Source organism: Gordonia sp. p3-SID1431, from assembly GCF_025143765.1.
In the GTDB taxonomy this organism is placed as follows: Bacteria; Actinomycetota; Actinomycetes; order Mycobacteriales; family Mycobacteriaceae; genus Gordonia; species Gordonia hongkongensis.
The window spans coordinates 1-11,234 of record NZ_JAMBDT010000133.1; the positions used below are offsets into that span (position 1 = coordinate 1).

Here is an 11,234-nt window from a genome sequence, read left to right on the forward strand (position 1 = left end):
CGGCCCAGAGCGTCGACGGATCGGTCGCCTCGGTGGTCGGGCCCGTGGGGGTCTCCGGCTTGGTGCGCGAGAAGCGCGGTGCCACCTGGGCCTGGGTCACGCCGTCGATGTCGACGAGGTTGGCGCGGGCGGCCATGTGGGCGTCGGCAGGTGCCTCGGCGAAGGTGAGGACCGGCGAGGTGCAGGCGTCCGTGCCCTCGAAGACCGCGGCCCATTCGTCGCGGGTGCGCGACTTGAAGGTCTCGGTGAAGATCTCCTTCAGCTTCCCCCACTGGGCGATGTCGTTCTGGTCCGGCAGGTCGGCGTCGGTGAGTTCGAGGCCCTTGAGCAGCTCGGCGTAGAACTGCGGCTCGATCGCGCCGACCGCCATGTACTTGCCGTCGGAGGTCTCGTAGACCTCGTAGTACGGAGCACCGGTGTCGAGCATGTTCACACCCCGGGTGTCGCTCCACAGTCCGGTGCCGCGGAACGCCCACATCATCTGTCCCAGAACGGAAGCGCCGTCGACCATGGCCGCGTCGACGACCTGTCCCCGGCCAGACACCCCGCGCTCGAGCAGTGCCGCGAGCACACCGACGACGAGGAACATCGAACCGCCGCCGAAGTCGCCGGCCAGGTTGAGCGGGGGCACGGGACGATCGTCCTTGCGTCCGATCGCGTGCAGCATGCCCGTGAGCGAGATGTAGTTGATGTCGTGGCCGGCGAGGTTGGCACGGGGTCCGTCCTGTCCCCAGCCGGTCATGCGCCCGTAGACGAGGCCGGGGTTGACCTTCTCGAGGTCGTCGGGTCCGAGTCCGAGCCGTTCCATCACGCCGGGACGGAAACCCTCGAGGATCACATCGGCCTTGGCGACGAGGCCGAGAATGGTCTCCCGGTCGTTGTCGTCCTTGAGGTTGGCCTCGACGACGCGTCGGCCGCGGAGCAGAGCATCGGCGTTGCGGCCGGGCTTGGGCAGCGACCCCGGGCGCTGAACGCGCACGACGTCGGCGCCGAGATCGGCCAGCAGCATGGCGGCATGCGGACCGGGGCCGATACCGGCGAACTCGATGACCCGGATCGAACTCAGCGGGCCGGGCTTGCCGCTGTCGTGTGGTGTGGCACTGCTCATGGGTGTCGTCCTCCCGATCGTTGTTCGCGCACTGTGTCAGGTGTCACTGGATGTTCTCAGCATTCCACAACCGATCGAACGCTCGTCAGAGTGGTGGTTCGCGACATCTGGACGCGTTTTTCGCTCCGTTTTTCGGGCGAGACCGACACACTCGCAGGCACCGTCGCTAGCATTGGTCGAATGACGGTGCCATCGGCGTTGGGGCAGTGCAACTGGCCAGACCTCGATGGGCAGGTGATCACTCTGCTGGTGCCCCTCGGTTCGGTCGAGCAGCACGGGCCCCACCTCCCGCTCGACACCGACACGCGTATCGCGTCGGCGATCGCCGAGCGCGTCTGCGGGCGATCGAAGGCCTCCGGGCTCCTGTGCGCACCGGACCTGAACTACGGCGCCAGCGGTGAACACGAGGGCTTCGCCGGGACCATCTCGATCGGACACGAGGCGTTGCGCGGCCTCCTCGTCGAGTACGGCCGCAGTGCGTGCCGATGGGCGGCGCGCGTGGTGTTCGTCAACGGACATGGCGGGAACACCCGGACGCTGATCGAGGCGGTGACCCGACTCCGCTACGAGGGCCGGGACGTCGCCTGGTTCCCGTGCGCTTTCGAAGGCGCCGACGCCCACGCGGGATTCACCGAAACATCTGTGCTGCTGCATGTTTCGCCGTCCGTCGTGGATCCCGACCGTGCCGTGGCGGGCAACCGGGAGCCGGTGGGGGCTTTGATGGGGGCGATGCGGTCGGGCGGTGTCGCCGCCGTGAGTCCCAACGGTGTCCTCGGCGACCCGGAGGGCGCGAGCGCCGAGACGGGGGCGGGTCTGGTCGACGGGGTGACCGACCGCCTGTGGGCCGCCCTGGAGTCGTGGCAGATCGACGATCTGGGGCGCCTGGGATGACGGCCCTCGACGACTCGGCCCCACGACGCTGGGCCGGGAACCAGGACGCGGACGACGCCTCCGCCCGGGACGACTCGGAGTCCGTCGAACCCGGAGCGCACTCGGACGCCGACGCGCCTCCGGGGACCGATCTGCCCGACGGCTTCCAGGTGCAGATCGACCTGCGCTGTGCCAAGGCTGGCGACTTCCGGTATCTGGTCGGCGGTTCGCCGACGCGGCTGCTGCGCATGTCCGACACCGCACTCGGGATGACCTCCGAGGACGGTCGGATCGAGGTGTGCGACAACGTGACCCGACGATTGGCGCGCGCGCTGCTGGACGCGGGGATCGCCAATCCCCGGCCCATGTTCGGACCGCAGCCGCAGGACGTGACCGTGGTCGTCCCGGTCCGGGACAACCAGGTTGGCATCGATCGCCTGCTCGACGCCCTCGACGGGCTGACGGTCATCGTCGTGGACGACGGCTCCGCCACCCCGATCGTGGTGGACCGGCCCACGGCGCGGGTCCTGCGCTTCGACGACAACCGTGGTCCGTCCGCGGCGCGCAACGCGGGTGCGGAGGCCGCGACGACCGACTTCGTCGCATTCCTCGACTCCGACGTCGTGCCCGACCCGGATTGGCTCACCATCCTGCTGACGCACTTCTCCGACCCCACGGTCGGGCTCGTCGCACCGCGCATCGTCGGATTGCAGTCCGACCCGTCGGTGGCGTCATCGCTGGCCGAACGTTACGAGAACGGGTGGTCCTCCCTGGACATGGGGCCCGAGGAGTCCGCGGTGGCGCCCTCAACCCGGACCCCGTATGTGCCCAGCGCCGCGATGGTGGTGCGGCGCAGCGCTTTCTGCGGTTTCGACGAGTCGCTGCGGGTGGCCGAGGATGTCGACGCGTGCTGGCGGATGCACGCGGAGGGGTGGCGGATCCGTTACGACCCGGTGGCTCGTGTGGCCCATGAGCACCGCGCTGACCTGCGCTCGGTGCTCTCGCGTCGCTGTTTCTACGGCACCGGCGCCGCACACCTGGCCTCCCGGCACGGTGACCGAGCAGCGCCGATGAAGATGTCGGTTCCGATGGCCGCCGCGGTGGTGGCGTTGCTGTCGCGGACGCGGTTCGGTGCCGCCCTGGCGATGATCATCCTCACCCATCTGGCGGTTCGGCTGCGGCGGCGGCTGGGCGACCTGCCGTCGGCCCCGCTGGTGTCGGCGCAGATGACCGGACGAGCGGCCGGGTTCGGACTGCTACAGGCCGCGGACGCCATCTGCCGTCACTATTGGCCGGTGGCGGTGTTGCTCGCCCTTGTGTCCAAGCGTTTCCGCACCCTCGCCGTGCAGGTGGCGATCGTCGAGGGGGTGGTGTCCTGGGTCCGGGATCTGCTCGCCGATCCGACCAGTCCGCCCACGCTCGGCCCGCTGCGCTACATCCTCATGCACCGGCTCGACGACCTGGCCTACGGTGCGGGCCTGTGGCAAGGCGTCATCACCCACCGAGACCCGGAAGCGTTGCGCCCGGTCATCTCTCGATGACGACGACCAACCGGTCGCTCACCGCTGACGTCGTCATCGTCGGCGCCGGCAGCGCCGGATGCGTGCTCGCCGAGCGGCTCTCGCGGAACCCCGACCGTGCGGTCGTGCTGCTGGAACGCGGTCCGGGAGGCCTGCCGGCCCCCGCGGACCTCGAGCTGTCTCGGCTACCGATCGACGACGCCGCCCCGCATGCGGTCCGCCACGACACGAACCTCGGGGTGTCGGCGGCCCGCGGGTCGGCTCTCGGCGGTTCGTCGGCGGTGAACGGCGGGTACTTCCTCAGGTGCCATCGCGACGACTTCGGAACGTGGCCGGCCGGGTGGGGGCTCGACGCCATCGCCGATGCGTACGACGAACTGGACGCGCCCGGCGGCACCATGGGTGTCGAACCCGTCGCCGACAACGAACTCGGCGACGCCGGAACCGCTTTCGAGCGCTACTGGACGGCGCGGGTACCGGTCCGTCCGCTCGCGCTGCGGTGGCCGGTGGTCGGGCTCAACCGGGTGCCGATCAATCGGAGCGGGCTCGCGCGCCGCTCGGCGGCCGACGCGTACCTCGTCCCGGCGCTGTCGCGACCCAACCTCCGGGTCGTGACCGGTTGCACGGTGGACCGTGTGGCGTCGGCCGGGGGTACGACGGTGACGGGCGTGCACGCGGGCTCGCTCACGGTCGGCGCGGGCGAGGTGATCCTCGCCGCGGGCACCCTCGGCACCGCGGGGATCCTGTTGCGTTCGGAGTTGCCCGCACTCGACATCGGGGGTCGTACGGATGCCCGTTCGCTGGGTGCCGGGGAGCATCGAGGCCTGGCGGTGTCGTACGCCAGGCGGACACCGGCGGGGCCGGGCATGGTGTTGCCGACCGTGGTGCACACCGACAGCGGTCTCGAAATACGTTGTTATCGAGATGATTTCGCCTCGTACATTCGTGGTCTGCGCGCGTGGGGTCCAATCGTCGAGGTGACCGCGATGAGGCATTCGGCGGTACGGATCGTCGCCGACGGCGCCGCAGTACGGATTGAGTTCGACGAACCCGACCCGGCTACCGCCATCGCGTTGCGGACGGCGGCCGCGGGAGTCGTGGAGATGCTGCGGGCGCCCGAGTTCGCCGACGTCGTCGTCCCGGGGAGCGTGCGGATCGCCGATCGGGCGGGGTTCTCCCAGCACGCGTGGGGGACGATGCCGATGGGTGTCCGGACCGATTGGCTCGGCGGGGTGCACGGGGTTCGCGGACTGCGGATCGTCGACGGGTCCATTCTGCCCACCAGCGGGCGCAGTGGCCCACACGCGACGATCATGATGATGGCGTGCCGGATCGGTGATGTACTCGCGCAACGGTGAGGCGGTCGAGTCCGAACACCTCGCGGTTGCGGCCGGGTCTCTCTAGGGTGAGAGGCATGTCTGAGCCCACGCTGTCCGATCCGGCCATCCGCGACTTCCTCACCAGCGGCACGAAGACCGGGCACCTCGGATACACCGCCGCCGACGGTCGACCGCTCGTCGTCCCGGTGTGGTTCGTCCTCGACGGCGACCGGATCGCGTTCAACACCGGGGCCACGACTGCCAAAGGCCGTGCGCTGTTGCGTGATTCACGTGTAGTGATGGCGGTCGACCTGCCCGAACCGCCGTTCGGGTTCGTGCAGGTGCAAGGCATCGCGCGGGTCACCGACGACCTCGACGAGGTGCGTCGCATCGCGACGATGTGCGGGGCGCGATACATGGGTGCCGAGCGGGCCGAGGAGTTCGGAGCCCGCAACGGGGTCACCGGCGAGCTGGGGATCTGGATCGAGCCGAGCAAGGTCATCGCGAGCCTTGATGTCACTGCATGACCGCACACATGCGTTCCTGACGCCGACGCTGCCCAAGCAGTGCTGGGGGTTCATGATCGGGTCGGCGCTGTTCGCGCTGGGGTCGGCCCCCGGGCTGGCACATGTGATGGGCGCCGGGTTCGCCAACAGCTGCTACTTCGTCGGCGCCTGGTTCTTCACCGCCGCCGGATTCATCCAGCTGATCCGCAGCGGTACCGTGGCCGAACTGCGGTCGTCGGCGCCCGGTTCGGTCATCCGTGCCGAATGGCTCACAGCAGCCACGCAATCGGTGGGTACGATCCTGTTCAACGTGTCGACCACGGGAGCTCTGGTCGCGCATACGATCTGGGGGGACCGGCACCTGGTCTGGACCCCGGACGCGGGCGGGTCCATCGCCTTCCTCATCAGTGGCGCGGTCGCCTTCGCCGGCTACACCCGCGCCACCGGACGCCGGTGGGATGTCCGCGATCGCGACTGGTGGTCGGTGCTGATCAACTGGATCGGGTGTGTCGCATTCGGGGTGTCGGCCGTCGGAGCGTTCGTGACCAAGGGTGGCGTCACCGCCGACGCGGTGGCCGCGACGGCCGGTACGTTCGTGGGAGCGGTCTGCTTCTTCCTCGCCTCATTGGTCGTTCTGCCGAAGCGGCACAACGGGTCCGGCTGAGGGCTCGACGGATTCCCGGCCGGGCTGCGGCGCGTCGGCGTCCGCACGCTCGTCGACGGCGCTCTGGTGGGCCGAGAGTTCCCGGTCCAGCGCCGTGTCGAGGGCGCGGTCGAGTGCGGCGTGGGCGTTCTCGGTTCCGACGCGGCGCATCATCCCCAGGAGGTTCACCGCCCAGGCGACGTCGTCGTCGTTCTCCGGCAGCCAGCCCGGGCCCTTGCGTCGGTCCACCTCGTCATGCGCGGCAGCGAGCAGGATCTCGGCGGCCTCGTTGATCTTTGCGGTGAACCGTTCGTGGACATCTGCCAGCGCGGTGATCTGCACGCCCCGTCGCACGAGTTTCGCCAGGTTTCCAATGATGCGCGGGTCGATGGCCTCGTACACCCCATCGCGCGGGGTCTCGGAGATCACACCGGCTCGCACGAGAGCCGCGACCTGGGCATCGTCCAGCGGACCGAATCTCTCGTCGAGCTCGTCGCGGGTGATCTCCGGGCGTGACGTGCTCGACCAGTGCTCGTCGAGGATCTCGTTGAGCTCCAACGCATCCCCGATGCGGGCGCCGGGGTTCGTCATGAAGGTGGCGATGTGCTTGAGGGTGAACCCGCTCCCGAGCAGTTTGTTGATGGCCCGGAGGTTACGCAGGTGCTTCTCGGTGTAGATCGCGACGCGTCCGCGCCGCAGCGGCTGGGGGAGCAGCCCGCGTTCCTGATAGCCGCGGATGTTCCGGGTCGTGGTTCCGGACACGCGCGCCAGGTCGTCGATCCGGTACTCGGTCATCCCCTCACTGTAACGCTGCGGTGGCCGGAGTCCGAGCGTCCTGGTGAACGAGGATCCGGTAGTCGCGCAATTCGACGCGGCGCAGCTGATTGACGTACTGGGTCGCGAAGCCGGGGTACATCGTCGCGTTGAACCCGTCGTCGGTCAGGTACCAGCTCTGGCATCCGGAGTTCCAGGTGGTCGAGGTCAGTCGACGCTGGATGTCCTGGTTGTATCGCTCCTGCGCCTCGGCGCGCACGTCGAGAGCCTTCCAGTCGTTCTCGAGCAGCTGGGTGACCGCTTCGGTGATGTAGTCGATCTGGGCCTCCATGTAGACCAGCGCGGAGCTGTGGCCCGGGCCGGAGTTGGGTCCGAACGTGAAGTACAGATTGGGATAGCCGGACACGGCGACGCTGCGGTACGCGAACGCGCCCCGGCCCCACTCGGACGCGAGGTCGCGGCCGTCGAGGCCGGTGATCGGGATCGGCGTCCCGGTCTTGGACACGTCGAATCCGGTCGCGAACACGATGCAATCGAACTGGTGCTCAACACCTTCGACGGTGCGGATGCCGCGTTCGGCGATGCGGGCGATCGGCCAGGTCACCAGTGTGCAGTTCGGTCGCTGGAGCGCGGGGTAGTAGTCACTGGTCATGAGCAGTCGTTTGCATCCCGCGGCGAAGTCGGGGGTGAGCTGTCGGCGCAGCCACGGGTCGTCGACCTGCGACCGCAGGTGCATTTTGCTGGCCGCCTCGACGACGCGGGTCAGGGGAGTGTTCCAGACGACGCCCAGCGCCACCGTCTCGTGACCCCAGAACCAGAGTGAACGCGCCAGTCGCTGGGTGCCGGGCACCGCCCGATAGAGCCGCTTGGTCGTCGCACGGGTCCGCACGTTCGCGCGGGGCAGGACCCAGCCGGGCGTGCGCTGGAAGACCTTCACCGACGCGGCGGTCTCGACCAGCTCCGGCACGATCTGGACCGCGCTCGCCCCGGTGCCCACGACAGCGACCTTCTTGCCGGTGAAGTCGTAGTCGTGATCCCAACGTGCGCTGTGGATCTTGTGCCCCTCGTAGTCCTCGATGCCGGGGATGTCGGGGAAGGAGGCGTTCGCGAGCGGACCCGAGGCCAGGACGACGGCGCGCGCCCGTACCGGTTCGTGCCCTTCGTCGAAGGTGATGGTCCACAGACCGTCGTCGGCTTTGTACTCCATCCCGGTCACCGTGTGGCCGAACCGGATGTGCGGTCCGATCCCGGAGTCGTCGACCATCGACCGGATGTAGTCGAGGATCTCGGCACTGCGCGAGTAGGTGTGCGACCAGTCCGGGTTGGGCGCGAAGCTGTAGGAGTACAGGAGCGACGGGATGTCGCACGCGGCACCCGGATAGGTGTTGTCGCGCCACGTGCCGCCGACCCGGTCGTCGCGTTCGAAGATCGCGAGGTCGTCGATTCCGCGCTCCCGGAGTCGGATCGCCGCGCCGATGCCGGCGAATCCGGCTCCGATGATGGCCACCGAGATGTACATCACCGCCGCCTCAGGCCGTCGGCTCGTAGGTGAGTTCCTGCGACCACGTGGGTGTTCGGTGGACCAGGCCGAACGGGATGCGATCGGTGAGTTTCACCATCGAGTCGGCGAACAGGTGGTAGGGCACGTTGCCTCGATTGATCACCGCCGCACCGTGGTACGCGACCACCTGGAACATGGGCAGGCGCCGCACGTACTCACTTCGATCACCCACCGCCCGGTAGCGCTTCATCGCGCTGTACAACCGTTCCTCGTCGACCCCCATCGCGACGATGTTGTCGCGCATCTTGTTCAGGAGCGGAACATAACTGAGAGCTCCGATCAGGAAGGTCGGCTTGACCCACCCGCCGACGAAATCGATCGTCCGTTTGCGCAACCCCGCGTGTCCGAGGATCTCCATCACCTCGAAGTCGACTGCGAGGTGCCGCGATTCATCGGAGTTGATCCGTCTGAACACCTCCTGGGCCACCGGGTCCTTGACCTCGTCGGTGATGAACTTGATCAGCGCGCCGTCGAGCGCGACCTCGAGCATCGGGATCACAGTTCCCAGAAAGGACAGGGACATGTCGTCGGAGTGTCGGTCGAGCCAGTTGATCACCAGCTGCACGTTGACATTCGGTGACGGGATCTCGTCGTCTGTTGCGTTCGGCCCGCTCGCTCCGCTCCCGGCGCCGCCGAGCATGCCCCACCTGCGCATCAGTGCCAGTTCGGCATTGGCATGCTTCTGTTCCTCGGCGTGGAAGTGTTCGTAGATGCTCTTCAGCGTCGGGGTCGGCGCCTTCTTGGCCATGGCCGCGAAGCCCCGTGCGCCCACGTTCTCGATCCACATCAGGTCACTCATGAAGGGCTTGAGCTTGGCGTGGAGGTCGGGGTCGATGAGCTCGGCGCCCGGTGCGTCCCAATCGATGTCGATCAGGGCCCATTGACGGTCCTTGATCTTCTGCAGCATGTTGTCGAGGTCGATGGCCATGAGAGTGGTCCTTTCGAGTGGTCGGTGGGCTGAGGTCGCCGGGTCAGGACGACGGCAGGAGGCGGTTGAGGAGTCCGAGTCCGCGGACGTAGGACGCCGGGAAGTGTCGTTTGAGATGCCAGATCACGCGGGCGTCCAGTTGCGGCAGGACGTAGAGACGTCCCAGATCGTGGGCGTCGAGTGTCGATGCGGCCACGCCGGCCGGGGACACCCCGGTCCAGCGCATCAGCGTCCCGGCGAGATCCTGTGCGTCCGAGGTGATCCGGCCGTCGCGAGCCACGTTGGTCTTGACGAACGTGGGGCACAGAACCGTGACACCGACGCCGGCGGAGGCCAGCTCGGCGGCGAGTGTCTCGCTCAGCGAGACCACGCCGGCCTTCGACACGTTGTAGGGCGCCATCACCGGCGCCGCGGCGAAACCCGCGGCCGACGCGACGTTGATGATCCCGCCGCGGCCCGCTTCGCGCAGCATCGGTGCGAAGAGTTCGCACCCGTGCACCACACCCCAGAGGTTGATCCCGAGCGTCCAGTCCCAGTCGTCGAACCCGATGTCGCCGACCGGGCGGCCCCCGATGCCGACTCCGGCGTTGTTGACGACGAGAGTCGGTGGACCGTCGAAGGTGTCGCGGGTGAACGCCGCGAGCGAGGCCATCGCGGCCCGGTCGGCGACATCGCAGGTGAACGCATGGGCCACCCGCCCGGTCCGGGAGGTGACCAGCGACGCGGTCTCGTCGGCGCGTGTCTCGTCGATATCGGCGCAGATCACCTCGCCGCCGCGCCGGCCGAGTTCGAGCGCGAACGCACGGCCGATCCCGCTCCCGGCACCGGTGACGAGCGCGCGAGCGTTCTGCGACACCGGATTCCGGAGGAACCGACGCCGTATTCCGTCGACCGCGGTGATCATGACGCGTCCGCCTCGGTGAGTGAGGCCGGGGCCGTCGCCGGAGACGGCCGGTCCGCCGCCCGGTCGCCCAGGAACTCGGCCACCCGGCGCAGTGCGGCGTCGGCTTCTGGGCCGAGCCGGGGGAGGGCCTGGAAGACGTGCATCAGGCCCGGCCAGATCTCCAGCCGGCTGTCACCGCCGTGCGCGCTGAGTTGCTCGTGCAGGTGGCGGGCGTCGGCGCTGAGCATCTCGGCGCCGCCCGCCTGGATGAGGAACGGTGGAAGATCCCGTGCCGCCGCGAAATCCAGCGCGAGACGCGGGTCGTCGGCGGCAACGTCGCGGGTGTAGAGCGCCACCAGGCGGGCGGCAGCCGCAGCCGTGATCGCCGGGTCGCGCCGGATGCGTTCCTGGGTGCGCGCCAGCTTGAAGGTGAGGTCGATGAGCGGGGAGAACAGGACGACCGCGGCGGGTTGGGCAGCGCCGCCGTCCGCGCGTCGGAGGGTCAGATCGCAGGCCAGATGACCGCCGGCGGAGTCGCCGGCGACCACGATGTCGGCAGGGAGGAAGCCCTGGCGGAGCAGCCAGTCGAAGCCGTCGGCGACGTCCTCGGCGGCGGTGGGGAATCGGTGCTCGGGAGCCAGACGGTAGTCGACGACGAACACCGGTATCCCGGTCGCGAAAGAGAGCCGCGCGGCCAGCGACCGATGTGTGCGAGCCGAGCAGATGCTGTACGCGCTGCCGTGGACGTAGTAGATCGCGCGGCGCCCCCGTCGGACATCCGGTCCGAGAACCCACTCGCCGCGAATGCCGTTCTCGCGGACCGGATACACGGTTGTTCCGGATGGCGTACGTCCGAGCGTGCGCATGATCGCGGCGATGAGACCGCGCGAGAGTCGGATGCCCAGCGGATTCAGTGGAATCGCGCCGGTGAACGTGCCGAGCCCCCACCTCGTCGCATGGGCGGTCGCGGTGGCCCGTGCCGACGCGCGGGTCGGCAGCGGGGTCGGAGTCGTCCTGGTGTGCATCAACTCACACCATCAGCAACCGTGCCATTTGTCAATGGCACAATGGATGCGTCAGGGGTGGGCGGTGGGTTCGGAAGCCGCACACACAGCAGACCGG

Annotated in this window: 11 protein-coding genes; 5 read left to right on the forward strand and 6 right to left on the reverse strand. The window is 68.7% G+C overall.

Annotated elements, in window-relative coordinates; translation table 11 throughout:
- A partial coding sequence (locus tag M4D77_RS21870; protein ID WP_259937378.1) for a CaiB/BaiF CoA-transferase family protein occupies positions 1 to 1,108 on the reverse strand: 1,108 nt, incomplete at its 3' end.
- A gap of 180 nt (positions 1,109 to 1,288) precedes the next feature.
- On the opposite strand from M4D77_RS21870, the gene mftE reads away from it, so the two are divergent.
- The 5 genes from mftE to M4D77_RS21895 are packed head-to-tail and all read left to right on the forward strand — an operon-like array spanning position 1,289 to position 5,987.
- On the forward strand, positions 1,289 to 1,999 hold the full coding sequence (gene mftE, locus M4D77_RS21875) for a mycofactocin biosynthesis peptidyl-dipeptidase MftE (protein ID WP_058252356.1): 711 nt from the start codon (positions 1,289 to 1,291) through the stop codon (positions 1,997 to 1,999).
- The gene (gene mftF / locus M4D77_RS21880) at positions 1,996 to 3,519 is read left to right on the forward strand and encodes a mycofactocin biosynthesis glycosyltransferase MftF (RefSeq protein WP_259937379.1); all 1,524 of its coding nucleotides are present in this window, start codon (positions 1,996 to 1,998) and stop codon (positions 3,517 to 3,519) included. The genes mftE and mftF overlap by 4 nt, the downstream gene beginning before the upstream one ends.
- Positions 3,516 to 4,856 carry a mycofactocin system GMC family oxidoreductase MftG gene (gene mftG, locus M4D77_RS21885; RefSeq protein ID WP_259937380.1) on the forward strand — a complete coding sequence of 447 codons (1,341 nt, stop codon included), beginning with the start codon at positions 3,516 to 3,518 and terminating at the stop codon, positions 4,854 to 4,856. The genes mftF and mftG overlap by 4 nt, the downstream gene beginning before the upstream one ends.
- Before the next feature lie 56 nt (positions 4,857 to 4,912).
- Positions 4,913 to 5,344, forward strand: coding sequence for a PPOX class F420-dependent oxidoreductase (locus tag M4D77_RS21890; protein WP_259937381.1), 432 nt, complete (start codon positions 4,913 to 4,915; stop codon positions 5,342 to 5,344).
- Positions 5,331 to 5,987: a hypothetical protein gene (locus M4D77_RS21895; RefSeq protein WP_259937382.1), complete on the forward strand. Its 657-nt coding sequence runs from the start codon at positions 5,331 to 5,333 to the stop codon at positions 5,985 to 5,987. The genes M4D77_RS21890 and M4D77_RS21895 overlap by 14 nt, the downstream gene beginning before the upstream one ends.
- Here M4D77_RS21895 and M4D77_RS21900 read toward each other — a convergent pair.
- Genes M4D77_RS21900 through M4D77_RS21920 form a run of 5 tightly spaced genes read right to left on the reverse strand, consistent with a single transcriptional unit; the run spans position 5,946 to position 11,137 of the window.
- A complete protein-coding gene (locus M4D77_RS21900; protein ID WP_231742456.1) occupies positions 5,946 to 6,761 on the reverse strand; it encodes a MerR family transcriptional regulator in 816 nt (271 codons plus the stop codon). The two genes, M4D77_RS21895 and M4D77_RS21900, sit on opposite strands and share 42 nt — an antisense overlap.
- A gap of 4 nt (positions 6,762 to 6,765) precedes the next feature.
- The gene (locus M4D77_RS21905; RefSeq protein ID WP_259937383.1) at positions 6,766 to 8,259 is read right to left on the reverse strand and encodes an NAD(P)/FAD-dependent oxidoreductase; all 1,494 of its coding nucleotides are present in this window, start codon (positions 8,257 to 8,259) and stop codon (positions 6,766 to 6,768) included.
- Between the two features lie 10 nt (positions 8,260 to 8,269).
- Complete coding sequence (locus M4D77_RS21910; RefSeq protein WP_068970131.1) at positions 8,270 to 9,229, reverse strand: reductase; 960 nt, start codon at positions 9,227 to 9,229, stop codon at positions 8,270 to 8,272.
- A gap of 43 nt (positions 9,230 to 9,272) precedes the next feature.
- Positions 9,273 to 10,133: an SDR family NAD(P)-dependent oxidoreductase gene (locus M4D77_RS21915; protein WP_068970130.1), complete on the reverse strand. Its 861-nt coding sequence runs from the start codon at positions 10,131 to 10,133 to the stop codon at positions 9,273 to 9,275.
- A complete protein-coding gene (locus M4D77_RS21920) occupies positions 10,130 to 11,137 on the reverse strand; it encodes an alpha/beta hydrolase (RefSeq protein WP_137810331.1) in 1,008 nt (335 codons plus the stop codon). Before M4D77_RS21920 ends, M4D77_RS21915 begins: the two co-directional genes overlap by 4 nt.
- Positions 11,138 to 11,234: the final 97 nt, after the last annotated feature.

Bases quoted from the DNA above. Each gene is read 5' to 3' on its own strand.
- mftF (WP_259937379.1), top strand. From the start codon at position 1,996: ATGACGGCCCTCGACGACTCGGCCCCACGACGCTGGGCCGGGAACCAG.
- M4D77_RS21910 (WP_068970131.1), bottom strand. From the start codon at position 9,229: ATGGCCATCGACCTCGACAACATGCTGCAGAAGATCAAGGACCGTCAA.
- mftE (WP_058252356.1), top strand. From the start codon at position 1,289: ATGACGGTGCCATCGGCGTTGGGGCAGTGCAACTGGCCAGACCTCGAT.
- mftG (WP_259937380.1), top strand. From the start codon at position 3,516: ATGACGACGACCAACCGGTCGCTCACCGCTGACGTCGTCATCGTCGGC.
- M4D77_RS21920 (WP_137810331.1), bottom strand. From the start codon at position 11,137: ATGCACACCAGGACGACTCCGACCCCGCTGCCGACCCGCGCGTCGGCA.
- M4D77_RS21900 (WP_231742456.1), bottom strand. From the start codon at position 6,761: ATGACCGAGTACCGGATCGACGACCTGGCGCGCGTGTCCGGAACCACG.
- M4D77_RS21905 (WP_259937383.1), bottom strand. From the start codon at position 8,259: ATGTACATCTCGGTGGCCATCATCGGAGCCGGATTCGCCGGCATCGGC.
- M4D77_RS21895 (WP_259937382.1), top strand. From the start codon at position 5,331: ATGTCACTGCATGACCGCACACATGCGTTCCTGACGCCGACGCTGCCC.
- M4D77_RS21915 (WP_068970130.1), bottom strand. From the start codon at position 10,133: ATGATCACCGCGGTCGACGGAATACGGCGTCGGTTCCTCCGGAATCCG.
- M4D77_RS21890 (WP_259937381.1), top strand. From the start codon at position 4,913: ATGTCTGAGCCCACGCTGTCCGATCCGGCCATCCGCGACTTCCTCACC.